This window comes from Solirubrobacter deserti (genome assembly GCF_027587175.1).
Lineage (GTDB): Bacteria > Actinomycetota > Thermoleophilia > Solirubrobacterales > Solirubrobacteraceae > Solirubrobacter > Solirubrobacter deserti.
Map to the genome: position 1 here is coordinate 17,778 of NZ_JAPCID010000018.1, position 26,401 is coordinate 44,178.

The 26,401-nt window shown below is 73.0% G+C and carries 22 protein-coding genes; 6 read left to right on the forward strand and 16 right to left on the reverse strand.

Annotation, left to right across the window (positions count from 1 at the left end; genetic code table 11):
* Positions 1–102: 102 nt before the first annotated feature.
* Entirely contained in the window at positions 103–2,283 is a 2,181-nt protein-coding gene (locus OJ962_RS14320; RefSeq protein ID WP_202957453.1) for an LVIVD repeat-containing protein, read from the reverse strand.
* A gap of 119 nt (positions 2,284–2,402) precedes the next feature.
* On the opposite strand from OJ962_RS14320, the gene OJ962_RS14325 reads away from it, so the two are divergent.
* Together OJ962_RS14325 and OJ962_RS14330 are read left to right on the forward strand one after the other, a co-directional pair.
* Entirely contained in the window at positions 2,403–3,215 is an 813-nt protein-coding gene (locus OJ962_RS14325; RefSeq protein ID WP_238932281.1) for an HD domain-containing protein, read from the forward strand.
* A gap of 71 nt (positions 3,216–3,286) precedes the next feature.
* Positions 3,287–3,613: a cupredoxin domain-containing protein gene (locus OJ962_RS14330; protein ID WP_202957451.1), complete on the forward strand. Its 327-nt coding sequence runs from the start codon at positions 3,287–3,289 to the stop codon at positions 3,611–3,613.
* On the opposite strand, the gene OJ962_RS14335 is transcribed toward OJ962_RS14330, so the two are convergent.
* Complete coding sequence (locus OJ962_RS14335; RefSeq protein WP_202957450.1) at positions 3,614–5,677, reverse strand: DUF6421 family protein; 2,064 nt, start codon at positions 5,675–5,677, stop codon at positions 3,614–3,616.
* A 73-nt stretch (positions 5,678–5,750) separates the two neighbouring features.
* Here OJ962_RS14335 and OJ962_RS14340 point away from each other — a divergent pair, with 73 nt between their 5' ends.
* Positions 5,751–6,185 (forward strand): Lrp/AsnC family transcriptional regulator, encoded by a 435-nt coding sequence (locus OJ962_RS14340; protein ID WP_202957449.1) that lies wholly within the window; start codon positions 5,751–5,753, stop codon positions 6,183–6,185.
* Between the two features lie 15 nt (positions 6,186–6,200).
* Here the strand turns inward: OJ962_RS14340 and OJ962_RS14345 are convergent, their stop codons facing one another.
* A complete protein-coding gene (locus OJ962_RS14345) occupies positions 6,201–6,398 on the reverse strand; it encodes a hypothetical protein (RefSeq protein ID WP_202957448.1) in 198 nt (65 codons plus the stop codon).
* Positions 6,399–6,673: 275 nt separating this feature from the next.
* Here OJ962_RS14345 and OJ962_RS14350 point away from each other — a divergent pair, with 275 nt between their 5' ends.
* Positions 6,674–6,976, forward strand: coding sequence for a hypothetical protein (locus OJ962_RS14350; RefSeq protein ID WP_270006415.1), 303 nt, complete (start codon positions 6,674–6,676; stop codon positions 6,974–6,976).
* Here the strand turns inward: OJ962_RS14350 and OJ962_RS14355 are convergent.
* The 11 genes from OJ962_RS14355 to OJ962_RS14405 all read right to left on the reverse strand — a co-directional run bounded on the left by OJ962_RS14355 (position 6,953) and on the right by OJ962_RS14405 (position 21,391).
* Positions 6,953–7,333, reverse strand: coding sequence for a DUF4186 domain-containing protein (locus tag OJ962_RS14355; RefSeq protein WP_202957446.1), 381 nt, complete (start codon positions 7,331–7,333; stop codon positions 6,953–6,955). The two genes, OJ962_RS14350 and OJ962_RS14355, sit on opposite strands and share 24 nt — an antisense overlap.
* Entirely contained in the window at positions 7,330–7,833 is a 504-nt protein-coding gene (locus OJ962_RS14360) for a metal-dependent hydrolase (RefSeq protein ID WP_202957669.1), read from the reverse strand. The genes OJ962_RS14355 and OJ962_RS14360 overlap by 4 nt, the downstream gene beginning before the upstream one ends.
* Before the next feature lie 138 nt (positions 7,834–7,971).
* Positions 7,972–10,017, reverse strand: coding sequence for a putative bifunctional diguanylate cyclase/phosphodiesterase (locus tag OJ962_RS14365; protein WP_270006416.1), 2,046 nt, complete (start codon positions 10,015–10,017; stop codon positions 7,972–7,974).
* Between the two features lie 156 nt (positions 10,018–10,173).
* Positions 10,174–12,777, reverse strand: coding sequence for a helix-turn-helix domain-containing protein (locus OJ962_RS14370; protein ID WP_238932280.1), 2,604 nt, complete (start codon positions 12,775–12,777; stop codon positions 10,174–10,176).
* A 52-nt stretch (positions 12,778–12,829) separates the two neighbouring features.
* Positions 12,830–13,453, reverse strand: coding sequence for a DJ-1/PfpI family protein (locus OJ962_RS14375; RefSeq protein WP_202957444.1), 624 nt, complete (start codon positions 13,451–13,453; stop codon positions 12,830–12,832).
* Positions 13,454–13,488: 35 nt separating this feature from the next.
* The gene (locus OJ962_RS14380; protein WP_202957443.1) at positions 13,489–13,950 is read right to left on the reverse strand and encodes a hypothetical protein; all 462 of its coding nucleotides are present in this window, start codon (positions 13,948–13,950) and stop codon (positions 13,489–13,491) included.
* 29 nt (positions 13,951–13,979) lie between these two features.
* Positions 13,980–14,411 carry a hypothetical protein gene (locus OJ962_RS14385; protein WP_202957442.1) on the reverse strand — a complete coding sequence of 144 codons (432 nt, stop codon included), beginning with the start codon at positions 14,409–14,411 and terminating at the stop codon, positions 13,980–13,982.
* Between the two features lie 113 nt (positions 14,412–14,524).
* Positions 14,525–17,095, reverse strand: a complete 2,571-nt coding sequence (locus OJ962_RS14390; protein WP_202957441.1) for a helix-turn-helix transcriptional regulator — start codon at positions 17,093–17,095, stop codon at positions 14,525–14,527.
* Positions 17,096–17,112: 17 nt separating this feature from the next.
* A complete protein-coding gene (locus OJ962_RS14395; RefSeq protein ID WP_270006417.1) occupies positions 17,113–19,716 on the reverse strand; it encodes a helix-turn-helix transcriptional regulator in 2,604 nt (867 codons plus the stop codon).
* Positions 19,717–19,769: 53 nt separating this feature from the next.
* The gene (locus tag OJ962_RS14400; RefSeq protein ID WP_202957440.1) at positions 19,770–20,249 is read right to left on the reverse strand and encodes a hypothetical protein; all 480 of its coding nucleotides are present in this window, start codon (positions 20,247–20,249) and stop codon (positions 19,770–19,772) included.
* A gap of 35 nt (positions 20,250–20,284) precedes the next feature.
* Positions 20,285–21,391: an alpha/beta hydrolase family protein gene (locus OJ962_RS14405; RefSeq protein WP_270006418.1), complete on the reverse strand. Its 1,107-nt coding sequence runs from the start codon at positions 21,389–21,391 to the stop codon at positions 20,285–20,287.
* Positions 21,392–21,588: 197 nt separating this feature from the next.
* Between OJ962_RS14405 and OJ962_RS14410 the strand changes: the two genes are divergently transcribed.
* Both OJ962_RS14410 and OJ962_RS14415 read left to right on the forward strand, forming a co-directional pair.
* A complete protein-coding gene (locus OJ962_RS14410) occupies positions 21,589–22,359 on the forward strand; it encodes a DMT family transporter (protein WP_202957438.1) in 771 nt (256 codons plus the stop codon).
* A gap of 32 nt (positions 22,360–22,391) precedes the next feature.
* On the forward strand, positions 22,392–22,934 hold the full coding sequence (locus tag OJ962_RS14415) for a hypothetical protein (RefSeq protein ID WP_270006419.1): 543 nt from the start codon (positions 22,392–22,394) through the stop codon (positions 22,932–22,934).
* Here the strand turns inward: OJ962_RS14415 and lysS are convergent.
* Positions 22,843–25,656, reverse strand: a complete 2,814-nt coding sequence (lysS, locus tag OJ962_RS14420; protein WP_202957436.1) for a lysine--tRNA ligase — start codon at positions 25,654–25,656, stop codon at positions 22,843–22,845. The genes OJ962_RS14415 and lysS overlap by 92 nt on opposite strands.
* The gene (locus OJ962_RS14425; protein WP_238932279.1) at positions 25,653–26,399 is read right to left on the reverse strand and encodes a hypothetical protein; all 747 of its coding nucleotides are present in this window, start codon (positions 26,397–26,399) and stop codon (positions 25,653–25,655) included. Before OJ962_RS14425 ends, lysS begins: the two co-directional genes overlap by 4 nt.
* Positions 26,400–26,401 lie beyond the last annotated feature (2 nt).

Here is a 26,401-nt window from a genome sequence, read left to right on the forward strand (position 1 = left end):
CGCGAGCTAACCAAGTCCTCATGCCCACAGGCAACTGGCCGAGCGTGCAGGTCTCTGCACGGCGCGAGGCCCGGGGCGCGCGCCCCGGGCCTCGCGTGCCGCTCACGGGTTGGTCGTGGAGAGGGTGAACGTCAGCGTCTTGCTGTACGTGCCCGTGCGGAGCGCGTCGTTGGCGCCGATCGCCTGCTTGAAGGTGATCGTCGGCTTGTCGTTGGACACCGGGCCGGTGTAGGTCTTCACGGTGCCGAGGCCCTGGAGGGGCTGCGGCAGCACGAAGGAGCCGTTGACCAGATGGCCCTTGTTGGTCGTGCTCGGGTCGGTGACCGAGAGCGTCGCGTCGCCGGCCGTCGAGGTCACCGTCGGCGTCGTGGACGCCGTGTACTCCTGCGCGACGCCCGGGACGAACGGCGCGAACGCAGGCGCCGTGCCCATGCTGAGCGAGAGCGTGGCGGCCACCGTGCCCCCGGCACTGCCGGCCACGTCCGTGCTGTTGACCATGTAGTTGACCGTCGTCATCGACTGGTTGCCGGCGTTGTCGACGGCGGTGACCGTGTAGGAGTGGCGGCCGATCGACGCGGTGTCGAGGTTCGTCACGCTCGCCGTGCACGACTGCACGCCCGCCGGGTCGGCGCACGTGAACGCGGCCGGGACCGTGGACCCCTGCTTGTAGCCGGCGCCCTCGTTGGTCGAGCTGGCCGTCGGGCCCGTGAAGTCCTGCTCGTAGGACCCGATCTGGGTCTGCGGGTTCGAGTACGTGACCGTCTTCGCGCGGTCCGTGTCGAAGTTGTCGAGGTCCCACACCATCATGCCGCGGTAGATGTCGGACTCGTAGATCTTGCCGTTGTACCAGTACGTCGACCAGTCGCCGCCGTCCGGGTCACCGCCGGTCGGCGTCTTGGGCAGCGGGGCCGGATCGGCGTACGCGATGACCTCGGGCGCGGCCGGGTTGGTGTAGTTGATGACGTAGATGCCGGACTGGTAGTTGCCCGACACCAGGTAGTTGCCGCGCTGGGTCGGGACGGTGTTGAAGTTGTGCCACGTGCAGTTCTCGGTGCTCAGCTGCGGACGCGGGTGCAGGAGCGTGCCCTGCGTGGCGCCGGTCTGCGGGTCCAGGAAGTAGAGGGTGCGGGCCGTGACCGAGCTCGAGGCCTGGCACTGCGCCGAGGTGCCGCCGCCCGGCTCCCAGCCGAAGACGACCGTCTTGCCGTCGTAGCTGAACGCGGCCGAGTGGCCGATGTTGATCGGCGGCATGGCGCGCGACCACAGCAGCGTCGGGTTCTCGGTGCCGCCCGGAGCGGTCGGGTCGATCGTCGTGTCGAACTTGAACATCGAGATCCCGTTGCCGCCGGCGCACGTCGCGTAGCTGTTGGCGCCGTTGAGCAGCACCGTGTTGTCGTGGCACTCGCGGCCGGCCATCGCCTTGTTGACGTGCTTGGCGTCGGTCGGATCGGACAGCTTGATCTTGATGACGTCCATCCACGTGCAGTCGCTGTCGGAGCCGCCGTTGTAGAGATACAGGTAACCGCGGGCCTCGTCCGGGACGGCCGTCGCCGTGTGCGAGCCGCAGCCCGGAACGTTCGGGCGGTTGTCGCGGTCCGAGAAGCGCAGGCCCTGCTTGCCGTCGCTGGGGTCGTTGCCGACATCGACCATGACGGGGTTCTCCGGGTCGGAGATGTCGAAGATGTGGATCCCCTCGAAGCCCTGGCCCACGAGCGTGCCGCCGCACGACTGCGTCGCGGCGCCGCCGGCACTGACGGGCGAGTCCCACGAGCGGACGAGGATGTTCCCGTGGACGACGATGTCGCCCTGGCCGGTCGTGCAGCCCGTGTAGTTGACCTTCTGCACCGGGTTCGCCGGGTCCGAGATGTCGATCACGCGGAAGCCCGTGTACGTGCCCTGGATGGCGTAGTTGCCCTTGAACGCCAGGTCGGAGTTGATCGCGCCCGACCCGGTGCCGCTGGTGGGGACGCTGCGCGCCGAGTAGCCGATCGGCGTCATGTTCTCCGAGTAGGTGAACGTGCTCACGGCGTCCTGGACGGGGTCCGCGGCCGCCCGCGCGTTCTCGAACTGGTTCTGGACCGCGCCGCCCTCACCGTCGCACTCGTGCTCGTTCGAGAAGGTCGGGTAGCCCGCCCAGCTCGACGAATGCAACGACAGGAAGCTGCTCGCTTCCACCCGCTGGCTGTTCGCGCACGGATGCGCGATCGCCGACGGCGGCGCGAACAGCGCCAACGCGGCCACAGTTGAAGCGCCGGCTACGGCGCCTCGCAGAATCCTTCCCATCGACCCTCTCCTCTCGCAGTGGACGCATCAGCGCCGGCCGCGAGCTAATCAGGTTCTCACCGGCGTGGAAACTCCCCGAGTGTGCAGTTCTCTGCACGACTGGGATGATGCGAGGCGCGATGACCGATCCTCCCCTGTCGCCGCGCGAAGCCGTCGCGGCGATGCGCATCCACGCGCCGACCGAGCGCAACCCCAAGCTCGCCCGCTTCCTCGAGGCCGCCAACGAGAGCGTGAAGCTCAAGGCCCGCTGGCACGTCCAGCAGGTCACGGCGACCCGCATGGACATGAACGACCACTCCTGGGTGCACCTGCAGATCGTCCTCAACCGCGCGCTGCACCTGTTCCGGCTGCTGCACCGCGCCGGGCTGGAGTCCGCGATGGAGCGCGACTTCGGGATGTCCCACAAGGACGCGGAGGTGGTGATCGCGGGCGGCTGCCTCCTGCACGACCTCGGCATGTCGATCCATCGCGTCGACCACGAGGTCTACAGCCTCCATCTGGCCGCCGGTCTGCTCGACGGCCTGCTCGAGCCGGCCTACGAGGAGCCGGAGCGCACCGTCGTCGCCGCCGAGATCACGCACGCGATCATCGGCCACCGCAAGGGCGGCCGGCCGCTCACGCTGGAGGCGGGCGTCGTGCGCGTCGCGGACGCGCTGGACATGGAGCACGGTCGCTCCCGCGTGGCGGTCGAGACGAGCCTGCCGAACATCCACTCGCTCTCGGCCGCGGCGATCGACGAGGTCCGGATCGTCCCCGGCGAGCAGCGCGCGGTGCGCGTGGAGGTGGCGATGAACAACTCCGCCGGCGTGTTCCAGCTCGACGAGCTGATGGCCACCAAATTGCGCGGGTCCGGGCTGGAACCGCACGTCGAGCTGATCGCGCGCATCGACGCCGAGCACGAAAAGCGCTTGCTCAAGGTCTACCAGATATAGGTGCGCGCAGGCGGTGCGTCAGTACAGGAACTGGGCGGAATAGCCACGTCGGCGCCGGCGTCTGCCCCGGTATGAGACGCACACTGATCGCCGGCGCGGCCGTGATCGCCGCGGCCGTGGCCGTCGCGCCCGCCCAGGCCGGCTCGACCAAGACCGTCGCCGTGAAGAACAACGCGTTCTCCCCCGGCACGGTGAGCATCAAGAAGGGCGACAAGGTCGTCTGGCGCTGGACGCAGGGCGGCGTCGCCCACAACGTCACGCCCGCGAGCGGCGGGGCCGGCTCGCGCACGACCTCGACCAAGGGCTACACGTTCACCAAGACGTTCACGAAGGCCGGCACCTTCCGGTACGTCTGCACGCTGCACTCCTCGATGAAGTCGACGGTCAAGGTCGGCTAGTCACGCCGCCGTGCCCGCCAGCTCGACGGTGGGCGCCAGCTTGGCCTGCAGCGAGACGTAGAACAGGCTGAGCGGGAACTCGTCGGGCTGGACGAGGTCGATGAACCGGCGCGGGTCGCCGCTGTCGGACAGCTCGCGCCGGCCCTTGGCCCACCGGCTGTCCGCCGCCGGCTTGACGTAGGTGGAGACCAGGTCGTGCGCCGCGGCCCAGTACTGCGGCTTGGACGAGTCGATGCCGTGCTTGTAGAGGGTCTCGATCTCCGCGCGCAGGTCCGCGACGCCGTCGGCGAGGCGCTCCCACTCGATCGTGAGCTCGTTGTTCGTCCAGTGCAACAGGCCGCGCTTGTGCAGGTAGGCGAACAGCAGCTGGCCGCCGAGGCCGTCGTAGTTGCGCACCCGCGGGCCCGTGATGGGGAAGCGGAACAGGCGGTCGAGGACGATCGCGTGCTGGACGTAGCGGGCGAAGGCGAAGCCCTCGCGCTCCAGCTGCACGGCCTCGACGAACGCGGTCAGGTCGCAGCGCAGCTCCTCCAGCGCGTACATCCAATACGGCTGGCGCTGGCGGATCATGAACGGGTCGAACGGGAGGTCGCCGCGGCTGTGCGCGCGGTCGTGGATCAGGTCCCACAGCACGAACGCCTGGCGCGACAGCTCGGCGCTGTTGAGCAGCGCGGCGGCGTCCGGGGCGAGGTTGAGGCTGAGGACGTCGGCGGCGTGCGTGGCCACGGCGCGCAGGCGGGCGGCCTCGCGGTCGCAGAAGATCGCGCCGAAGTGGTTGGCCGGCTTGTTGGTGCCCGTGCTCACCGTCTCGGGGAACAGCACGGCGGAGTTGGACTCGTAGCCGGACGTGCGGTCCACGAACGTGACCGGGACGAACTTCGGGTTCTGGAAGCGGGTGCGCTCGAGCTGCGCGAGCCACTCGGGCCACGGCACGCGGACGATCAGCGCCTCGAAGTGGCGCTCGCGCGGGCCGTTCTGCTTGTACATCGGGAACACGACGAGGTGCTCGATGCCGTCGACGCGCTGCTGGTCGGGCCGGAAGGCCTCGAGCGAGCGGGTGAAGTCCGGGACGCCGAAGTCCCAGTCCTTGAGGTCCTGCACGAGCGCGGCGAGGTAGTCGGCCTGGTGCGGGAAGTACGGCGCGAGCGCCTCGATCGAGTCGATGATCGGTGTCAGGTCGGGCTCGCTGTCGGTCGAGCCGTCCTCGTTCTGGAGCGTGCGCAGCTGCTCGATCTCGTCCTTGAGCGTCTGCCAGGCGGGGTCGTTCTTCGCCGCCGAGGGCGTGACCGTCTCCGCGTGCGCGAACGCGGGGCCGGCCGCCCAGTACACGAGGTTCAGCCACAGGTCGGCGTGGTCGTGCTGGTCGATCGTGTCGTCGCCGAACAGGTCGGAGTCGGCGAGCACGACGACGCGGCCCTCGCCGTAGGTCGTGACCACCGCGAGCGGCGCGTGCGGCTTGGTGGCTGAAGGCGAAGCGTGCGCGATCACCTTCGCGCCGTTGGACAGCGCGAGCGTCCCGGCGCGGTAGAGCCGGACCTCGTTCACGCGCGCGAGCACGTCGGCCTGCGCGCCGCGGCCGTTGGAGGTCAGGTGCGGGCGAATCCAGGTGGGCGCGGCGTCGGACTGCTCGTAGTCCTGCACGGTCGCGGTCTCGATCTGGATGCCGAAGGTGGCGAGCAGCTCGTTGAGGTTGTTGCCGTAGCGGTCGTGATCGCACTCGCCGAGGACGATCAGGCCGCCGCCGGCCTGCACGTGGCGCTCGATCGCGGCGATTTCCTGCGTGTTCAAGCGCGGCGAGCCGGTCTCGGTGGTGGCCTCCCAGCGCGGGTCGGACGGGTGCGCGATGACCAGCACGTCCGCGGGCACGTCCGTGAGCTCGCCGTCGGTGTGCGCCGTGACGGTGAAGTCGCGCTGCTCGAGCAGGCGCGCGGCCTTCACGTACGAGGCGTCCTCAGGGTGCGCGGGCTGCATCCGCTGCGCGACCTCAGGCCGGATCGTCCAGGCCTGGCTGTGGGCTTCGTCGAACAGCAGCGTCGCGGTCTTGTTCGGATGCAGAAGTGCCATGGCCGAGAAGGTACGGACCGCGCCTGCCCGCCTCAATGCCACTTCGTGGCGTCTGTGCGCAAGAATCCAACGCATGGACGACGTCGGACGGCAAATCCTTGCGCTTCTCGTCGAAGACGGCCGCCGCTCCTACGACGACATCGCCCGCCGCGTCTCCCTGAGCGCGCCGGCCGTCAAGCGCCGCATCGACCGCATGCGCGCCGACGGCGCCATCCGCGGCTTCACGGCGGTCGTCGACCCGGAGGCGTTCGGCTGGCGAACTGAAGCGCTCGTCGAGCTCTTCTACGCGCCCGGCACCCAGCTGCGCGAGGTCGCCGCATCGTTGATGCGGCACCCGCAGGTCGTCGAGGCGTGGAGCGTCACGGGCGACGCCGATGCCATCGCCCGCGTGCGCACGTCCGACAACGCCGACCTGGAGCGCCTGATCATGGATCTCCAGAGCGACGGTCGCGTGATCAGGACGCGCTCTCAGGTGATCATGAGCAACCTGATCACGCCGCGCGGCTAGGTCTTCAGCGGGCTCCTAGAGGCCGAGCTTGCCGCCGAGGTCGCCCAGCCCGCCGCCGAGCAGGTCCTGGGGGTTGATGCCGTACTTGGACAGCAGGTCGCCGTGCTTCTCGGGGTCGACCTGGCCCGGCAGCTCCTGGTCGGCCTGCTGGGCCTTCTCGCCGCCGACCCGCTCGCGGATCAGCTCGAGGATCTTCTCCTTGGGGATCTCCATGCGCGGGGCGCTCTCCAGCGGACGGGCGTCGTGAAACGGTGGACGTCAGCAAGTCGGCGTCGTGCCGTACGCAGCGTCTGGTCCGGGACCCTGCGAGTCAGCGCGGTTTGACGAGGCGATCGGTTGGCGGTTGCGTGTGGGTAGCGGACGCTTCACCGATTTCAGGAGGCCCCATGCCAACTCGCACCGCTCGTCCCAACACCGCATCCCGTCGTGGTTCGACCGCACCGCGTCGCGCGACCACGCGCCGCTCGACCGCGCAGCAGCGCCGCGGCGTGGCCGGCGGCTGGCTGCAGCGCCGCAAGCCGGCCCCGTCGCGCAAGACCAAGGCGGTCGGCGCCCTCAAGCGGGGGATGCCGGGCACGAAGGGTGCCGCCGCGCTCGGCGTGGCGCTGGCCGGCGTCGCGGGCGCGGTCCTGCGCAAGCGCAAGAGCAGCAACGAGTCCGCGCCGACCGCCGCGCCCGGCTCGACGGTCCCGCCGACGCCGCCGACGGCCGTGACGAACGCCCAGTCGACGCCGCCGGCGCCGGTCACCGACCCTCACTCGTCCCCGTCATCGGGGAAGCCGGCGCTCTGAGGTCGCCAGCTCCGTCTCGATCCAGCGGCAGATGACTTCAACCGCGTAGTCGCGTTCGGCCGCGGTCAGCTCGCGCCCGCTCGGCACGGCGTGCCACTTGCGCAGGCAGGTGCGGCAGCAGGTCGCCGTGGCGTGCTGGGCGACGAACACCGGATGCCCGCGATACGGCGTCTGCTTGCCGTCCTTGTGCGGTGCAGCGGGCGCCAGCCGCTGGGCCAGCAGCTCGTGCGCGTGCGCACGGATGACCGCCATCCCGCGCAACTCGACCGCCGCCGCCTCACGCCCGCGCAGACGGAACCTCGCCCGGAACGGCTGGCGCGCGAGCGCGCGCAGCGTCGCGTCGATGTCGGGCCTCACAGCATCACCGTCCCGGCGATCGCGCCGGCCGTGAGCAGCGCCGCGACGCCCAGCTCGCGCAAGCTGCCCGTGGGAATCCGCGTACGCCGAGGAAGCAGCCACCAGCGGCGGCGCGTCAGCGGCGCGAGCAGCGGGACCCCGGAAGGGGTGCACGCGTCCGCGGCGACGTGCGACCCGTAGCCGATCGCCACGCCGGCGCCGAACGCGGGGTCCAGCAGCGCGGCGGCCGCGGCCACCAGCGCCGCGGCGGCCAGCGAGTGCGTGAGCCCACGGTGGCCGAGCAGGATCAGCAGTCGTAGCGGGATGCGCGCGAGCCGGCCCGCGACGCGGACGGGCCAGACCTTGCGCTCGAGCCGGCGGGTGCGGTAGATGCGGCTGTCGGCCTTGTCCGCGTCGGGCAGCAGCGAGCCGAGCCACGCCCCGGCGAGCAGCAGCGGCGTGGTCCCGGCCGGCGCGTCGAGCGCGGCAACAGCGACGGCCGCCAGGCCGACACCGGCGATCTGATGGGTCGTGGCGCGCGTACCGCGACCTTAGGCGACCGACCGGTCGTAGCCGCGGCGCTCTGTGCGGTCGCACGAGACGCAGCGGGCCGGTCGCGCCGAAATGCATGCCGGACCCCATGGCCGGCGGCGCCCGGCTCACACATCATGGCCGCCGTGCGACGCCGCCGCCACCGCGCGCGCCCCCTCGAGGCGCGCGGGCAGCTCCTGGGCCTGGCCCGGCCGCGCCAGCGCGTAGCCCTGCGCGGCGTGGCACCCGGCCTCCCGTACGGCCGCCAGCTGCGCGGCGGTCTCGACCCCTTCGGCCACGACGCGCACGTCGAACGCCGCCGCCAGGCCGACGACGGCTTCCAGGATCCGGACGCTCGCCGTGTCGTCGGGGAGGCCGGCTATGAACGAGCGATCGAGCTTCAAGGCCTCCACCGGCAGGCGGTGCAGATACGACAGCGACGAGTAGCCCACACCGAAGTCGTCGATCGCCAGCCGCACTCCGAGGCCGCGCAGCCGGCCGACGATCGCCTCGCCCTGGAGCATGTCGTCCATCAGCACGGTCTCGGTGATCTCCAGCGTCAGCCGCGCCGGCGGCAGTCCGCTCGCCTCGAGCGCCGCACGCACGTCCCTGACGAGCTCGTCCGGGCGGGCGAGCTGGCGGGCGGAGACGTTCACGCCCACGCCGACGTCGAGATCCCAGCGCACGCACTCGGTACACGCCATGGTGAGCACGGCGCGTCCGATCGGAGCGATCAGCCCGGTGGCCTCGGCCACCGAGATCGCGTCCGGGGCCGGGATCGCCGGGCCGCCGGGACGCTGCCAGCGCAGCAGGCTCTCGGCCGCCGAGCGCGCACCGTCCAGCGCCACGACCGGTTGGAAGTGCAGGTTGAGCCCGCCCTCGACGAGCCCGAGGCGCAGCTCGGACTCGATCACGGCGCGCTGGCGCAGCCGCCGGCGCAGTGCGTCGTCGAAGACCTCGACCGCGCCGCCGCCGCGGGCCTTCGCGCGGTACATGGCCGCGTCCGCCGCGCGCAGCACGTGCTCGGGCTCCTCGTCCTTGTCCCGGCCCACGACGGTCACGCCGATCGAGGCCGACGCGTGCACCCGCTCGTCCGACGGCAGCGGGTCCTCGACGGCCGCGCAGACACGCGCCGCGATCGTCAGCGCCTCATCGTCGGTCGCGAGCCCGTCGCAGACCACCGCGAACTCGTCACCGCTCAGCCGGCTCACGACGTCGCTCGGCCGGACCGCGTCCCGCAGACGCTCGCCCACGGCCTGCAGCAGCAGGTCGCCGGTCGCGTGACCGAAGCGATCGTTGATCGACTTGAACTCGTCGACGTCCACGTACAGCACCGCCGAGCAGCGGCCCCGGCCCCGCAGGATGATGCGTAGCCGCTCGAGGAAGACCGCCCGGTTGAGCAGGCCGGTCAGCGGGTCCTCGGCCGCCGCGCGCCGCAGCGCATCCTCGGCCACGAACTGCTCGGTGAGGTCATAGACCACGCCCACCCATTCAGTGACGACGCCGTCCTCGCGGACCGGCACGCCGTGCGTCCGCAGGTGCAGCCACCGCCCGTCGGCGTGCCGGATCCGGTACGTGACCTCGAGCTCCTCCCCGGTGGCGAGCGACCGCCGCCACGCCGCGCCGAGGCGTTCGAGATCGTCGGGATGCGTGATCGCCCCCCAGTCGGGCGTCCCGTCCGGACCCACGGGATGCCCGGTCAGCTGCTTCCAGGCCAGCGCCCGCATCGAGCGTCCCTGCGCGTCGGTCTGCCACACGACGCTGCTGAGCGCGTGGCTGAGCACCCGGTAACGCCGCTCGCTGCGCGCCAGGTCGAGCTCCGCCCGCTTGCGCGCGGTCACTTCCCGGACGATCGCGATCAGGTACCCGGGCGCCGGCTGCAGCCGCGTCTCGAACCATCCGTCGAGCGGCTCGAAGTAGTCCTCGAAGCTGACGGGCACCTGCTCGCGCATGGCGCGCTGGTACGCGCCGTGAGCGGGCTGCCCGACGGCTTCGGGAAACAGCTCCCAGACGTCCCGGCCGAGCACTTCCGCCGGCGTCCGTCCCAGCCGCCGGGCCGCGCTGCGGTTCAGGTACACGCACCGGAACTCCCGGTCGAGCACCAGCAGCGCCTCGCCGACCTGGTCGAGCATCACGTCCAGCGCCGGACCTTCGACCGGCGCATGGGTACGCACCGGGACCCGTCGGTCGTTCGCGGGCCGGCTCACAGCGGCACGGGATCAGAAAGATGTAAATCGATGCGGTATTCCTACCCGGTGGGATACGTGCTCAACGACCGCCCAGGGCGTCGGGCTCAGCGTCGACGCTGACGAGGCCCGGCCGCCCCGCGGTCAAAGGTCGCCGCGCCGGCTGATCCCGAGCTTCTGCATCGCCCGGTACAGGTGCGATTCGACCGTTCGCACCGAGAGGACGAGGCGCTCGGCGATCTCGGCGTTGCTGAGGCCGCGCCCGGCCAGCTCGACGAGTTGCGCCTCCCGCGCGGTGAGTCCGACCGCGGTCCCCGCGACGCCGTCGACGTCCGGCGGTTCCGTGCCCTGGCCGGGCACGTGCAGGGCACGGGCGTGGGCGGCGGCACGTCGCGCCGACTGCGCGCGGCCCTCGTTGACGAACGCGGCGGCCGCGTCGGCCGCGGCCTCCAGCGCGTACAACTGCGCGCCGATGGCCGCGAACGCGTCGGCCGCCGCGAGCAGCGCCTCACCGTCGCGGGCGACGGCATGGGCGGCATAGGCCGCGACGAGGGGAGCGGTGCAGCGGTCGGCCAGCGCGGCGAGCGCGGGGCCGACCGAAGCGCCGGCCCGTCGTGCCTCATACGTCAGCTGCGCGGCGTGGATCGGCGAGTCCCCGAGCTCGTCGGCCGCGGCCAGCAACCGCTTGGCGCCGTGCGCGTCGCCGCGCACGCGCGCCGCCCAGCCTTCCGCTCGCAGCACGTAGGGCTGGTGCACGGCCAGCGGCTCACGGTCCGCAAGCGCGGCGTGAACACGATCGAGCTGGCGCAGGGCGTCGTCGTAGTCGCCGGTGTGGTAGGCGATCCCCACCTGGAACGTGTGGACGTGGACGACCGCGTCGAACGTGTCGTGATGGCCGAAGCGCAGCTCCGCCTCGGCCATCCAGCGTGCGGCGTCGCGGAACCGCCCTCGCAGGAAGAGCAGCGCGCCGAGCATGAACGCCGCGAAGCCTGCGGCCTCGTGGTCGTTGAGCCGAACGGCCTCGCGGAGCGTCCGGGTCATGTAATCCTCGACCTCGGGCCAGTCGTAGCCCGTCTCCAGGGCGATCAGGATCGTGTTGGCCAGGCTGGCGGTGTCCGGCAGCTCGCGCAGGGGCAACGACGGCCTCATCCGGCGCACCGCGGCCCACGCTTGATCGCCCCGGCCCGAGAACAGCAGCGACAGCGTCTTGACCGCCCGCAGGGTGCGGTCAGTGGCGTCGTCCGCCGTCGGCGCCTCGGCGGCGCCGGGCGGCAGCGAGAAGCCCCCCGCCTGCGCGACCCACGATTGGTGGGCGCGCTGGACCGCCGCCGCCCACTCCGGATCGGGCGACCACGCTTCGGCCCGCTCCATCAAGGCGAGCGCGTCCGATGGCCTCCGCAGACCCCAGAACAACACCGAGCCGCGCTGGGTCAGGTACGCCGCGGCGTCAGGGTGGCGCGGCGCGAGCGCCTCGACCGCCGCGAGCGCCTGCTCGGCGTCCTCCTGTCGGTTGCGCATGCTGCGAGCACGCGCGAGCGTCATCGCCGCGGGGAGGTCAGGACCGTCCGCGAGCGCCAGCTCGGAGAGCGTCGCGCCCAGATCCGGGTCGCCGGCCAGGTTCGCGGCCCGTGCCGCGTCGAGCCGCAACGTCGGTGGGATCGGCGAGCCCGCGTCGAGCCGCAGCCGCGCGATGCGCAGTGCGTCGTCCGCCGTCACCGGGCTCCGGAGCTCGAGCTGCTCGGCCAGGCGCAGACGCAGGCGCCGCGCGTGCAGGGCTCCGAGCGCTTCGCCCAGGACGTCGCCGAACAACGGGTGCGAAAGACGGACCTCCAACGTGCCGGCGCGCGGCTGCGTCACGATCAGCCCGCGCGACTCGAGCTCGACGAGCACGTCCTCGCCCGCCAATGCGGCGATCTCGGGCAACCACAACGGCTCCCCGAGCGCGAGCAGCTCGAGTGCGGCCCGCTGTTCGTCGGGCAGCCCGCCCAGGCGCCGCCCGACGGATTCCCGCAGTGACGAGCTCGGCGTGGGCCGGCCGACCAGCCGCCACAGGCCGGCGGAGCGCGCAAGCGTTCCGGCCTCGACCGCGCCGGTGACCAGCTCGCGCACGTACAGCGGATTGCCCTGGGCGGTGACCTGCAGCCAGCGCAGCGCCGGCTCCTCGAGCGGCGCGCCGACCGCCTGCTCGACCAGGGTCGCGACGTGCGCGTCGTCGAGCGGCGCCAGCTCCACGCGGGGCGCCAATCCGTCCTTCCAGAGGGAGACGATCGCGTCGGGACACGGTTCGCCCGACCGCACGGTGGCGACGACGAAGACGTCCTCGCGGCTCGCGAGGTGCAGCACAAGGGTCGCCGACATCGCATCCAGCAGCTGCGCGTCGTCCACGCCCAGCACGACACGGCGGCCCGCGGCGCGCTCGCGCAGAGCCTCACCGCTGCGGCGCATCAGCTCGAGCGCGTCCTCTGCCCGCGCCTCCGACGGCACCAGGGCGGCGAAGGCGCCCAGCGGCACGGTCGCGGCGCTTCGCGTCCCCTGGACCCACTCGGTCACCGCACCCCGGTCGGCGGCCGCGGCGACCGCTCGTCGGGCCAGGCGCGACTTGCCGACGCCCGCCTGGGCCGTGATCACGACGCCACGCAGGGAGGCGTCCCCGAGATGGGCGGCGATCGCGTTCAGTTCGGCGTCGCGACCGAGCAACGGCCACGCAGCGTCAGAGGCGAGCGGCGGCCCCACGTCCCGGTCCGTCATGCGGCGCCGGAGTCTACGTGCCGCCGCGCGCTCGCGCCTGACCGCGCCGGCCTCACACCGGCGACGTGCGCGCGTCCGGGATCTCGCTGTGAACCGGCGGGGCCGGGTAGTACTGCGTGGTCTGCTGCACCCGCTCAGCGGTGTCGCGATCGGTGATGAGCTCGATCAGCTTCAACGCCTCGTCCAGACCGGAGGAGATGCCGCCGCCGGTCAGGCGGTTGCGGTCCAGCACGAAGCGCGGGTGCCCGTCGGCGACCGTCACGGCGGGATGGCGCTCACGCAGATACGACGCGAACGCCCAGTGCGTCGTCACCGTGTACGAGTCGAGCAGGCCGGCGGCCGCGAGCAGGATCGCGCCTTCGCAGACCGAGCACACGTAGTCGCTCACGGCAGCCTGGCGACGCAGGAAGTCGAGGTACGGCCCGTCCCGGTCGGCGACGAGCCGCTGCAGCGCCGCGGGGTCGCCGCCCGGCACCCACAGCGCGGCGCACGGCGTGGCTTCGCCGAGGCCCTCGTCCACATTGAAGGTGAATCCGCCGTTGAAGGTGACCGGCCCGGGCACCTCTGCGCGGAGGTCCACCATGACCTTGCCCCGCGTCCAGCGGAACAGGTCATAGGGCCCGCTCACGTCGAGCATCTCGACGTCCTCGTACACCGGCATCACGACGCGTGTCATGGGAACCGTCCCTCGGTGAGCGGGCCTGACACCGATCAGCGCGACGGCGTCGCGGTCGCGTCGGTCACGGTCGCGCCCGGCGTGGCGCTGGACAGCGTGACGGTCAGGTCCTTCTTGACCTGCGCCACGCTCTTGCCCGGGAACGCGAGCTGCAGGCCGACGACGATGTCGTCGGTGGTCCCGGCGGGCGCGCCCTGGTTGCCGGCGGTGATCGTGCCGGTCGTGGAGTCCCACGGGCCGAACTCGGCGTGCGGCTTGAACGTCTTCAGGTTGGACTTGTACCGGACCTTGACGGACTGCCCGGCGGGGACGCCGTTGACCGTGACCTCGCAGTCGGCGTAGGTGAACCGTTGGCCCTCGTCGTGGGACGAGCGGACCTTGCAGGCGCCGGCGTCGATCTGCGGGCCCGGCTCGGAGATGAGCTGGGCGTGGGCGGGCGCCGCGACGGCGGTGGCGGCGACGACGGCGGTGAGCGCGGTGAGGAGCTTGGTGCGCATGGTGAAAATGGTCCTTGGGGAGGAGGCGATCAGCCGGCGGTGGGGGGCAGATAGGGCGCGGTGAACGTGAGCGTCACCGTGGTCGGGACGTCGGCGCCCTGCAGCTTGCAGGTGAAGCGCGCGGTGCTGGCGTTCATGGAGCCGTCGAGCGTGGGCGTGCAGCGGAAGCCCTGGCTCATGTACGGCTTCTGGTAGCCGTTGTTGACGCCCTGGCGCACGACCTGCTGGACCGTCGAGCGGCTCCAGAAGCGGCGGACGCTGTTCTCGGGGTTGGTGACCTTCACGCGGGCGGTCACCGTGTTCTGGCCGCCCGCGAGCATGCCCGGGTTGACCGAGATGTGGTACGTGTGGTTCTGCGTGGTGGTAGTGGTGGTGGCGGCGCCGGCGGTGGCGGGCAGCGCGACGGCGCCGAGGGAGGCGATGACGGCGGCGGCCGTGGCGGCCTTGCGGGCGATCAACATGGGGAGTGCCTTTCGGGGAGGGTTGACGATGCAGCCAGCTTCCCCTCCAGCGGGCCCCGCGTCTTGCGTAGGGCGCTACTGAACTCGCGCGGTCTCGGTACGTAGCGGACGCGCTACAGCGCGCGGCGGTCACGGACGCCGAGCTTGTTCATCGCGCGGTACAGGTGGCTCTCGACCGTCCGCACCGAGACGATCAGCCGGTCGGCGATCTCGGCGTTGGACAGGCCCTCGCGCGCCAGTTCGACGAGCTGCGCCTCGCGCTTGGTCAACGTCGCCGCGTTGGGGTCGAGGCCTTCGAAGACCGGGGGTGCGGCGCCCTGATCCGGCTGGAAGAGCTCGCGGGCGCGGGCGGCGGCACGGTGCGCGCACTCGCGGTCGCCGGCGCGCATGGCCGCGGCCGCCGCTGCGAACGCCGCCTCCATGCCGTACCGGAGCGCGCCGATCGCCGCGAACTCGTCGGCGACCGCGAGCAGCTGCGCCGCATCACGAGCGGCGGCGTGCCGGGCGTACGCGCGCACGAGGCGCGCGTCGCCACGGGCGGCGAGCGCAGCCATCGGCTCGGCGACCTCGGCTCCGGCGCGCAGCGCCTCGTAGAGCAGCTGGGCGGCGAAGATCGGCAGCGCCTCGCACTGCGCGGCGGCGCCCAGGAAGTGCTCGGCGGCGCCGGGGCCGGCCGCCCAGCCCTCGGCGCGCTGCACGTACGGCACCTGGTGCCGCCACGGGCCGGCGGGCCCGAACGTGTCCCGCATGCGCGCGAGTGCGTCCAGGGCGGCGACGGCGTCGCCCGTGGCGGCGGCGATGCCGACGCGGAAGGCGCTGACGACGGTCATCGTGCCGAACGTGTCACGGCGCTCGAGCTGCAGCGCGGCCTCGTCGAACCAGCGCGCCGCCGAGCGGTAGCGCCCGCGCGTGAATTCCGTCGCCGCGAGCCCGAACGCTGCCAGCCCGGCGGTCTCGTGGTCGTCGGCGCGGACCGCGTCGCGCAGGACGCGCGACAGGTAGGCGTCACCGTCGTCGAAGTTCTCGCCCGTCTCGAGCGCGATCAACGTCCACCCGCCGAGCGCGAGCGTCTCGTGATAGCCGCGCAACGGCACCGTGGGCCGGAGCGCGTGAGCGAGCTCGTACGCCCGGCCGCCTTCGCCGGTGAACAGCAGCGCGAGCGCGTGCCGCGCCTCGTTGCCGCGGCGGGTCTCGTCATCGGCCTGCCCGCCGGAGAGCACCTCGGCGGTCACGCGCACGGTGGTGCCGAAGTCGCTGCGCTGGGCCGAGAGCAAGTCGCGGAGTGGAAGCAGCCGGTGCGTCCACACGCGCCCGTCCGCCCATCGACCCGCGCGTTCGATGAACGCGCGGGCGGCGTCCACCTCGCGCAGGCCCCAGTACAGACCGACGACGCGTTGCTCCACGTAGTCACCGGACACTGCAGCCTCCGCTTGCGCCTCGACGGCGGCCAGCACCTCCTCCGCCTCTCGGTGGCGATTGCGCACGGTGTGGGCGCGCGCCAGCGGCAACGCCGCGGCGAGGCCGCCGCCGTCGCGCAGCGCGAGCTCGGCGAGCCGCGCGCCGAGGTCGGGATCGCCTGCCAGGAGCGCGGCCCGCGCCGCGTCCAGCAGCAGCCGGGGCGGGACGCTCTGCTGCGCGTCCAGCAGCAATCGGGCGACGCGCATCGCCGTCTCGGGCGTAAGCGGCCTGCGCTCCTGCAGGACGTCGGCGAGCCGCAGCCGGAGCCGCTGCGCGCGCAGCGCCGGCAGCTCGCCGCGCAACGCCTCGCCGTAGAGCGGATGCGCGAGCCGGACCTCGTCACCCGGCACGTCGATCGAGATCAGCCCGAGCGCCTCCGCCTGCACCGACGCCTCGACGCTCGCGAGCGCGGTCAGCTCGTCGACCCGCAGCGGCTCGGCCAGAGCCAGCAGCTCGATCGGGGCCCGCTCCTGCGCCGACAGCGTGAACATCCGCTCCGAGATCAGCTCACGCAGCGTGGCGCTCACGGGCGGGCGGCCCTTGAGCGTCCACAGGCCGCCGGCGCGGACGAGGGTCCCGGCCTCGAGCGCGCCGAGCACCAGCTCGCGCGCGAACAGGGCGTTGCCCTGGCAGGCGCCGATCACCCATGCGAGCGCGCGCTGCTCGACGGGACCGCCGAGACCCGCCTCGACCAGCGCCCCGACGGCTTCGTCACTGAGCCTCGCGAGCTCGAGCCGGTGGGCTCCCGCGTCCTTCCACAACGATCGGATCGCGTCCGGGACCGACGCTCCGGATCGGACCGTGGCGACGACGAAGGCGGTCGAGGTCGACGCCAGGTGCAGGACGAGCGCGGCCGACACGGGATCGAGCAGCTGCGCGTCGTCGACGCCCAGGACGACGCGGCGGTCGCGGGCCCGCTCGCGCAACGCGTCGCCGCTGCGGCGCAGGAGCTCGAGCGGATCGTCGGAGCGGACGTCGTCCGGGACCACGTCGGCGAACGCGCCGAGCGGGATGGTCGAGGCGCTGCGGGTCGCCTGAACCCAGATCGCGGGCAGGCCCTCAGCCGCGGCGGCGGCGTTGGCCTCACGCGCGAGCCGCGACTTGCCGACCCCGGCCGGCGCGTGCACGATCACCCCGGGGCAGCCATCGAGCCGGCGGGCACCGGCGATCCGCTCCAGCTCGGCTTCGCGCCCGACCAGCGGCCACGATCCCGCACGGGTTGGCACGTGTCAACGGTATCCGGTCACAGGTCCCGCCGGTCGCCGACGCCGAGCTTGTTCATCGCGCGGTAGAGGTGGGTCTCGACCGTGCGCACCGAGAGCACGAGCCGGTCGGCGATCTCGGCGTTGCTGAGGCCCTGGCGCGCGAGGCCCACGAGTTGGTCCTCACGCGCCGTGAGCGCCACGGCGACGGAGTCGATCCCGTCGATGACGGGCGGCGCGGTGCCGTGACCCGGCTCGTGCAGCTCCGTGGCCCGCGCGGCGGCGCGGCGCGCCGAGTCCTGGCGCCCGTCGGCGACGAAGCGCCTCGCGGCCTGCGCGGCGGCGTGCATGGCGTACAGTCGGGCGCCGATTGCCGCGAACGTGTCGGCGACGGCGAGCAGCGCGTTTGCGTCCCGCCGTGCGAGCGCGTCCGCGTGGGCGGCGTAGGCGTCGACGAGCCGGGCTTCGCAGCGCGGCGCCACGTCGGCCAGCAGAGCGCTCACCCGCACCGGCGAAGCTCCGGCCAGCACGGCGTCGTACGCCAGCAGCGCCGTGAACCCCGGCATGTCGGCGAGGAACCGCTCGGCGGCGGTGAGCAGCTCCGCGGCGCCCTGCTGGGGGTTGCGGATGCAGCTCGCCCAACCCTCGCCGCGGGCGAGATACGCCTGGCGGGAGAGCGGCCGCGGACGGCCGGGGCCGTCGATCACCCGCAGCCGCTCGAGCGCACGCGTGGCGCCGTCCGCGTCGCCGGTGCGGGCGGCGATCCCGATCCGCAGCAGGTGCACGTCGCCGACGAGGCCGAACGCGTCCTCGCGCGCGAAGTGCAGCTCGGCTTCCGACAGCCAGCGCGCGGCGGAGTTGAAGCGCCCGCCGAAGAACTCCAGAGCGGCCAGGCCGACCGCGGCCTGCGCCGCCGCCTCGTAGTCGCGGCAGCGGACGGCATCTCCGAGGATCCGGGCGAGATCCGCCGCCAGCCCGGGCCAGTCCGCACCCGACTCGAGCGCCGCGAACCGGTAGGCGGGCAGCGTCATCAGACCGGTGTAGTCGCGGATCGGGATCTCGGGGCAGTGACGGCGGGCCAGCGCGCGCGACTCGGTCCAGCGCCCGGAGTAGAACAGCGCCATCGCCAGCCGCGTCTCCAGCAGCCGGCCCGTCTCCTGGTCGAGGTCCGGGTCGCCGAGCGCCGCCTCGGTCGCGACGACCGCCGCGGCGAGGTCCGCGGCCACGGCGGTGGGCATGCGCAGCGCGAGCAGCTGCCGCCGCCAGCGCTCGCCCTCGCACCACGCGTCCGCGCGGTCGAGCAGCGCGCGGGTCGCCTCCGTGTCGCCGAGACCCCAGAAGAGGACCCGTACGCGCTGCTCGAGGTAGGGGACCACGGACGGATGGCCGGGCAGCTCGGACTCGATCGCCGCCAGCGAGGCCTCGGCCGCCTCGAAGTGACCGCGGATCGCGTTCGCGCGGGCGAGGGCGAGCACGGCGTCGACGCCTCCGCCGTCCGCCACCGCCAGCTCCCCCAGCTGGGCGCCGAGCTCCGGGTCGCCGGCGAGGTTGGCCGCACGGGCGGCGTCGACGAGCAACGGCGACGGGATCGGCGCGCCCGCGTCGAGCAGCAGCCGCACGATGCGCAGGGCGTCACCGGGCGCCAGCGGGTCGCGTTCCAGCAGCGTGTCGGCGAGTCGCCGCCGCAGTGCGCGCGAGCGCAGGCCGGGCATGCTGGCGCGCAGCACGTCGCCGTAGAGGGGATGCGCGAGCCGGACGTCCTGCCCACGTGTGTCGAGGGCGATCAGGCCATGCGCCTCCGCGTCCGCGAGCGCGTCGTAGGACGTCAGGAGCTCGATCTCCGACAGGCGCAGCGGTTCCGCCAGCGCGAGCAGCTCGACCGGCGCTCGCTGCGCCTGGGTGAGCTCGCGCAGGCGGTCACCCACGAGTTCGACGAGCGAGGCGGCCACCGACGGACGGCCCGTGAGTCGCCACAAGCCGTGGTCGGCGAGCAGGCGACCGCTTTCCACGGCGCCGAGCACGAGCTCGCGGGCGTACAGCGGGTTGCCCTGACTGCGGTCCAGGACCCAGCGGTGCACCTCCTCCTGCGCCGGACCGCCGAGCCCCGCTTCGACGAGCGTCCGCATCGACGGCTCGTCGAGGTGGTCGAGCTCGAGCGGCTGCGCCCCGCAGTCCTTCCACAGCGAGACGATCGCGTCCGGGCACGGCTCGCCGTTGCGGACGGTGGCGATCACGAACACGCCGGACCGCGTCGCCAGGTGCTGCACGAGCGCGGCCGAGGCGGCGTCGAGCAGCTGGGCGTCGTCGACACCTACCACGATCCGCCGACCCTGCGCTCGAGCGCGCAACGCCTGGGCGCTCGAGCGCAGGAGGTCGAAGGCCTGGTCCGAGCGCACCGTGTCCGGCACCAGGCGGGCGAACGCGCCGAGCGGGATCGTCGCGGCGCTGCGGGTGGCGCAGACCCATTCGGTCATCGCACCGCCGCGTTCGAGCGCCGCGAGCGCCTCGCGGCCGAGGCGCGACTTCCCCGTGCCGGCCGCGGCCCGCAGCACGACGCCGCAGCGCCCGTCCGCGAAGGCCTGGCCGATCACCGCGAGCTCCGCGTCCCGGCCGATGAGCGGCCACTCGAGCGACACCGCGTCCACGGACCGGACTCTACGGGCCACTGTTGGTGCTGTGAACCCCATCGGCAGCGCGGTCACGTGGTCGCACGAATCTCCCGGCTGCCAGGCGCCCACACCGTCCTGCGGGCCACGACGAGGTTCTGGATCGCGAAGGTGAGCGCCAGGAAGGCGAGGATCGCCCCGGCGCCCTCGGCGGGAATCCAGCCCGTGACCGACGCCACCGTGCCGAGTGCGATCTTGAGCGCGATCATCAGCACCCAGGTCGTCATGGTCACGCGGTTGCCGCGCTGCATCGGTGTCCCGTCCACGTCCCAGATCGAGAGCCGCTGGCCGCGCCAGGCACCGAAGCCGATGGCGAGGACCGCGCACGCCGCGTTGTACGCGATGACCGCCGCGGTGACTTCGGAGGGCTTGCTGGTCAGCGCGAAGACAGCCGCGACGACGGCGAAGATCAGCGGCAGCTTGACGAGCCCTTCGACGGTCACGGGCCGGGCGTGCATCTGCCGCCAGATCGACCAGGGAAGGACGATCAGCAGGATGGCGAGAACGGTCATCGGTTCATTCCTCGGGTCAGGTGGCGGGTTTGGGTCTATGGAGCGAGCGTGCGGTCGAGCCAGCCGAAGGGCTCGTCGGCCGAGAGGACGTGGCGGGTGCCGGGCAGCAGGTCGTAGAGCGCCTGGGCCTGTCCGGGCCAGCGCCGTTCGCGGAGGTTCTGCCGGACGAAGATCGGGGTCGTGATCCGTTCGATCTCGGAGCCGAGCCGGTACTCGCGCACGCGTGCGTAGAGCTCGAAGGGCGAGCGCCCGTCGAGCCCGTACCAGCGTCCACGCCCGCGCAGCACGGCGTTCGCCCGCGGGTCGAACAGGCCGGCGAGGTGGATCTCGCAGTTGAAGGCGCTGCGGTCGCCCGCCGCCAGCGCGGCGCGCGGCTCGGGCGGCAGCGGGTCCGTCCATAGCGTCGACAGGTCCACGACGCCGGGGTCGACGACGGCGGCGGCGAAGCGGTGCTCGAACGCCAGTGCCCGGACCACGCCGTAGCTCGCGTGCTCGAAGCCGATCACGCCCATACGGGCCGGGTCGACGTCGGGGCGCGCGAGCATCGCGTCGGCGACCGGCGTGAGCACGGCCTCCCAGTCCGGGCGCAGGTGGAGCCCTTGCTCGACGAGCGCCGCCTGGCGGCCCGGGCCGTCGAAGGTCATCAGGTGGTAGCCGCGGGCATGCGCGGCCGCACCGGCCCGGACCCACGCCTGCGAGGTCGCCTCGCGCCCGCCGTGGTCGATCACGACGAGCGGGCGCGGACCGGGTCCGGCGGGAAGGAAGAAGCCGGGGAGGGCCGTCTGCTCGTAGGGGATGGCGATCTGGACACCCCCGAGCAGCGCGACCGCGCGCTCCCAGCAGGTGCGCTGCCGGCGCCACAGCTCGGCCTCGGAGACCGAGCCGTCGGTATCGGCGATCAGCGCCAGCGGCGCCGCGTAGTACGTCGCGGCGTGCAGATAGCGTCGCGCGCTCGGCCGGCGGTTCGCGGCCGCCCAGGCGGCGCCGCCCGTGGCGGTCCATTCGCGCAGCCACGAATCCGGGTCGCCGTCCTGCACGCGCGCGGCCGTCGCGAGGACCTCGCCCATGTCAGCCGCTCCCGCGGCGGCGGCCGCCAGCAGGGTCGCAAACCCCTCCTGGAAGGAATCCGTGGTGAAGTCCATGCCGTCACGATCGCTGCGGAGCGCCCGCACGGCGTCAGTAGTCGACTACTGCATTTCGCGGCTACGTACGCACGGCTCGCGATGCCGTAGCGCGCTACTGACGACGCGCGCGCGTCGCGCGAGGACGCTGCGGCCATGCTTTTGAATCGCATCGCGATCTCCGCGCCCGTTCCCCTCACCGCAACGCCCACCCGGTGATGTCGGTCGCGTTCGCGCTCGCGGCCGCGCTGCTCTTCGCACTCGGCTCCGCGCTCCAGCGGCGTGTCGCCGTCGAGGGGTCGTCGTGGCTCGCCCTGGTCCGGCGGCCGCCCTGGCTGGCCGGGATCGCCGCCGACATCGCCGGCTATGCCGCGCAAGCCGCGGCGCTGGCCGCGGGGCGGCTCGCCGTCGTCCAGCCGTTGCTGGTCGCGACACTCGTGTTCGCCCTGCCGCTCGAGGGCCGGCGGCTGCAGCGCGTCGAGGTCGCCGCGGCGCTCGCCGTCGGCGCCGGCCTGGCGCTGTTCGTGACCGTGGCGGACCCGGCCGGCGGCCAGGCCGACGCGGGCCCTGCGGCATGGGCGGCGACCTTCGCCGCCTGCGCAGCGGTGTGTGCGCTGTGCCGGCGCGGGCCGGTCGCGCTCGGGTGCGCGACCGGCGTGTTGTTCGGCCTGAGCGCGGCGCTGACGAAGGTGGTCGTCGGGCGCCTCGACGAGGGCGTGATCGCCGCGCTGATCGACTGGCACGTGCTCGCGCTGATCCTCGTGGGTGCCGTCGCCCTGGACCGCTCGCAGGCGTCGCTCCGCGCCGGCTCACTGGGCACGGCGCTGGCCGCGCAGATGGCGCTCGACGCGCTGACGAGCCTCATCATCGGCGTGGTCGCATTCGGCGAGCGCCTGCACACACGCCCGCTTGCGCTTGCGGTCACGCTCGCCGGCCTGCTGCTCGCCCTCGCCGGCCTCACGGCCCTCGCCCGTCACGCCGCCGAGTGATGCGGAGTTCGCGATCGAGCGTGTTGACCGGCTTGGCCGCGGCCTACTTCGTCACCGCCGCGGTCGGGATCGTCGCGCCCGCGAGCGCCGAGACCATCGCCCGCGGGCGCATCTGGCTGCTGCTGACGAGCGCGCTCGCCGCGCAAGGGCCCATGCCGCTCGCGCAGGTCGCGCTCACGGCAGCGGTCGCCGGGCTGGTGGTCGGCCGCCTCGGCGCGCGCGCGTGGTGGCGCGCGGCGTTCGTCGGGCACGTCGGGTCGGCGCTGATCGCCTACGCGTTGATCGCCTTCGCCGGCGCCGAGCGCGCCGCGGCGACGCCGGACTACGGCGTCTCGTGCGTGCTCGGCGCAAGCTTCGGAGCGCTGCTGACCGTAAACGGCCGCGTGCGCGTGCTCGGCATCGCCGGCACGCTCGCGCTGCTGCCGCTCTCCTCCGGCTGGATCGGGCTCGAGCACCCGCTCGCCGTCGTGCTCGGCGCCGCCGTCACCGCCCGAGCCCGGGCAGCCGCACGAAGCCCTCGACCTGCGCGTAAAGCAACCCGACGACCGGCAGGTCCTCGACGTCCTGGACGATGATCGACCGCGGAACCCACTCCGGCTCGAACTTCGCGTTGAAGTCACGCAGCGAGCGGATCTGGAAGTACGGGCTCAGCACGGAGGCGAGCTTGCGCTGTGCGCGTTCGGCGACCGTGAGCGAGGCCTCGGGCTCGAACAGCCGCCCCCAGGTGGCGAAGTTCAGCGACAGACGCTTGTCGCCGCGGGACCGCAGCTCGAGCGCCGTCGTCGCGATCAGGTACTCCGTCATGCCGTTCGGGGCGTCCGGATCGTGCTGCATGAGGTCGAGCGACCAGCCGGGCTCGCTCCCGTAGCACGGCGTCAGCCGCAGGAACCCGAGCGGCCGGCCGTCCTCGGCGAAGGCCACCGCGAGTAGCAGCTCGGGGTCCTCGCCGCGCACGCCGCCGCCCAGCTCCATCGTGAAGCCGCGTTCCTCGGAGCCGTCCCGCCAGCGCTCGCGCAGGGCGTTGAGCGCGTCACGCAGCTGGCCCGGCGCGTCGGTCTCGCGCAGGACGCGGAACGTGCATTCGCGGCCGACCCGTGTGACCGCCGACCGGACGCTCTTGTGCGCCTCGGCGAGCGTGAAGCGGTCGCAGTGCAGCACGGCCTCGTCGCCGAGGTAGTTCGCGTGCAGGCCGAACCGCTCGTAGTGCGCGAGGTCGGCCTCGCGGGCGCCGAGGAAGGCGGCGCGCAGGCCATGCCGGCGGCAGTGCTCGAGGAACTCGCGCAGCAGCCGCTCGTGGGCGTCCGGCGGGCCGATCGGATCGCCGGAGACCAGGGCGTGGCCGGCCAGCGTGCGGTAGGCGAGCATCGCGTCGCCCTCGCGCGTGAAGAACCAGCGCTTGTCGGGCCGCAGCGCGAAGTAGTCGAGCGTGCCGGTGCCGTGCTCGAGCACGAGGCTCCGCGCGCGCTCGCGGTCGGTCGCGCTGACCGGCGGCTCCTGGCGGCGGCGCCGCACCGGGAACGCCTGACGGTGCCAGACGAGCGTCAGCAGCAGAGCGATCGCGGGGATCAGCACCTCGGGTTCGCCCAACCGCAGCAGCGCGGTCGCGCCGGACAGGACGGTGGCCGCCGCCCATGCCCGTCGGCGGCCCGCCCACAGCCCGCGCGCCAACACGATCGCCAGCAGGCCGATGACCGCCGTCGGGACGTGATGGAAGTCGCCGAGCGCATGCTCGACCACGAGCCCGGCACCCGCCAGACCGGTCGCTGCGCCGAGCGCGCGGGGGAGCCGCGGGCGCCGGACGGCCGGCCCGGTCTCGGGCACGTGGGCGGGCGGCGGGACCGGCTGGGCTTCGGCCTCGGGCCGCTCGGGACGCAGCGCGGGAAACAGCACGGCCTCGCGGATGCTCGACACACCGGCGATCAGCATCACCAGGCGGTCGATGCCGATCCCGAGCCCGCCGGTCGGTGGCAGCCCGTACTCCAGCGCGCGCACGTAGGCCTCGTCGACGAAGCCCTCGGCCTCGAAGCGCTCGCGCTGGTCGACCGGGTCGTTGAGCTCGCTGTAGGCGTTCGCCAGTTCACGCCCGCCGACGAAGGCCTCGAAGCGTTCGGTCAACCACGGGTCGTCGCGGTGCGCGCGCGCCAGGGGCGAGATCTCACGCGGATGGTCGAGCACGAACGTCGGCTCGATCAGCGACGCCTCCGCGGTGGCCTCGAAGACCTCGGCCATGAGCTTGCCGGCGCCCCAACCCCGTTCGTAGACGACACCGAGCCGGTCGCAGATCGCCCGCGCGTCCTCGAGCGGCATCGACGGATGCATGGTCACACCGGCGTGCTCGGCGATCAGCGACGCCATCGTCACGCGCCGCCACGGGGGCGCCAGGTCGACCCCCGAGGCGAGCACCGTCGTGCCCGTGGCCGCGAGCGCGGCGCGGGAGACGATCGTCTCGACGAGCTCCATCATGTCGCCATAGTCGGCGAACGCCTGGTAGGCCTCCAGCAGGGTGAACTCCGGGTTGTGCGACGGGTCGAGGCCTTCGTTGCGGAACACCCGGCCGAGCTCGAAGACCCGTTCGAACCCGCCCACGACGAGCCGCTTCAGCGGCAGCTCGAGCGCGATCCGCAGGTACATGTCGGCGTCGAGCGCGTGGTGATGGGTCACGAACGGGCGCGCGGCGGCGCCGCCCGCGTGCGGTTCGAGCACCGGCGTCTCGACCTCGGTGAAGCCGCGCTCGGTGAGCGTCGAGCGCACGGAGGCGACCACCGCGGAACGGGTGTCGAACGTGTGACGCGTGGACGGGTTGGCGATCAGGTCGAGGTGGCGCTCGCGCAGCCGCGCCTCGGTGTCGGCCAACCCGCGGTGCTTGTCGGGCAGCGGGCGCAGCGCCTTCGACAGCAGACGTACCTCGCTCGCGGCGACGGTCAACTCACCCGTGTGCGTGGTCATCACCGTGCCGGTGACGCCGATCCAGTCGCCGCGGTCGAGCGCTTCGACGGCGTCGAAGGCGTGGCCGAGGACCTCACGGGAGGCGAGCACCTGGATGCTGCCGCTCTGGTCGGTGAGAGTGCCGAACAGCAGGCCGCCGTGACGGCGGATCAGCATCAGCCGGCCCGCGACGCGTACGCACACGCCCGGGTCGGCGTCCGCCGCCAGGCCGGCGAAGCGCCCGTGCAGGTCGGCGGCGGTGTGGTCGCGCGCGAACGTCGGTGGGTACGGCTCGGTCCCCTGCGCACGCACCGCGTCGACCTTCGCGAGCCGGCGCTCGCGCTCGTCGAAGTGGGTCTCCAGCGCGCTCATGACTGCACCTCGGAAGGCCGGCCGGCGACGAGATCGCCGGCGCGGCGGCGCAGGCGCTCGAGCGGACGGGCGGCGTCGAAGCGCGCCGCAGACCGCGCTTGCTTGACATCGTCATAGCGCCAGAGCGCCCACGGGGAGCCCGGGCGCGCAAGCCGCAGCGCTCCGATCAGCGCCGCGATCGGCATGAAGAGGCCGATCACGCCGAGCAGCACGCGGCCCTTGGCGAACGCGACGGCGGCCAGGCCGACGACGCCGCCCGCGACCGCGATCGTCCCCCACAGCGACAGCGGCTCGTCGAGCCCGAAGGGGCGCGTCCCGATCACGACCAGCGCGGCGAACGCGAGCGAGCACAGCACGGCGTCGAAGGACGAGCGGCCGCGCTCGGCCCAGTAGACGTCGTCGAGGTGCACCCACAGGGCGAACTCGTCCAGCGTGAAGCCGGCGCCGACGCCGAAGCCGATCGCGACGAGATGCCACCACGGCGCCTGCAGCGGGGCGGCGAAGGCGAGAAAGCCCGACAGCAGCATCAGCCCGATCCCCCACACGAGGTGATGGACGTGCACGCCGCGGGTCTCGATCCCGCCCGGCCACCAGCGCACGCTGCGCGTCATGCGCGCGCTCGTGCGGATGGCCAGGAACGAGATCAGGAAGGCCGTGAGCACGACGAACGCCGCGCCCGGACCGGGATGCAGGCGGTCGCCGAACGGGTCGACGGCGACCATCGAGACGATCGGCGACCGCATGC

Bases quoted from the DNA above. Each gene is read 5' to 3' on its own strand.
- OJ962_RS14385 (WP_202957442.1), bottom strand. From the start codon at position 14,411: ATGTTGATCGCCCGCAAGGCCGCCACGGCCGCCGCCGTCATCGCCTCC.
- OJ962_RS14380 (WP_202957443.1), bottom strand. From the start codon at position 13,950: ATGCGCACCAAGCTCCTCACCGCGCTCACCGCCGTCGTCGCCGCCACC.
- OJ962_RS14405 (WP_270006418.1), bottom strand. From the start codon at position 21,391: ATGGACTTCACCACGGATTCCTTCCAGGAGGGGTTTGCGACCCTGCTG.
- OJ962_RS14425 (WP_238932279.1), bottom strand. From the start codon at position 26,399: ATGCGGTCGCCGATCGTCTCGATGGTCGCCGTCGACCCGTTCGGCGAC.
- OJ962_RS14375 (WP_202957444.1), bottom strand. From the start codon at position 13,453: ATGACACGCGTCGTGATGCCGGTGTACGAGGACGTCGAGATGCTCGAC.
- OJ962_RS14320 (WP_202957453.1), bottom strand. From the start codon at position 2,283: ATGGGAAGGATTCTGCGAGGCGCCGTAGCCGGCGCTTCAACTGTGGCC.
- OJ962_RS14410 (WP_202957438.1), top strand. From the start codon at position 21,589: ATGTCGGTCGCGTTCGCGCTCGCGGCCGCGCTGCTCTTCGCACTCGGC.
- OJ962_RS14325 (WP_238932281.1), top strand. From the start codon at position 2,403: ATGACCGATCCTCCCCTGTCGCCGCGCGAAGCCGTCGCGGCGATGCGC.
- OJ962_RS14330 (WP_202957451.1), top strand. From the start codon at position 3,287: ATGAGACGCACACTGATCGCCGGCGCGGCCGTGATCGCCGCGGCCGTG.
- OJ962_RS14335 (WP_202957450.1), bottom strand. From the start codon at position 5,677: ATGGCACTTCTGCATCCGAACAAGACCGCGACGCTGCTGTTCGACGAA.
- OJ962_RS14340 (WP_202957449.1), top strand. From the start codon at position 5,751: ATGGACGACGTCGGACGGCAAATCCTTGCGCTTCTCGTCGAAGACGGC.
- OJ962_RS14370 (WP_238932280.1), bottom strand. From the start codon at position 12,777: ATGACGGACCGGGACGTGGGGCCGCCGCTCGCCTCTGACGCTGCGTGG.
- lysS (WP_202957436.1), bottom strand. From the start codon at position 25,656: ATGAGCGCGCTGGAGACCCACTTCGACGAGCGCGAGCGCCGGCTCGCG.
- OJ962_RS14400 (WP_202957440.1), bottom strand. From the start codon at position 20,249: ATGACCGTTCTCGCCATCCTGCTGATCGTCCTTCCCTGGTCGATCTGG.
- OJ962_RS14345 (WP_202957448.1), bottom strand. From the start codon at position 6,398: ATGGAGATCCCCAAGGAGAAGATCCTCGAGCTGATCCGCGAGCGGGTC.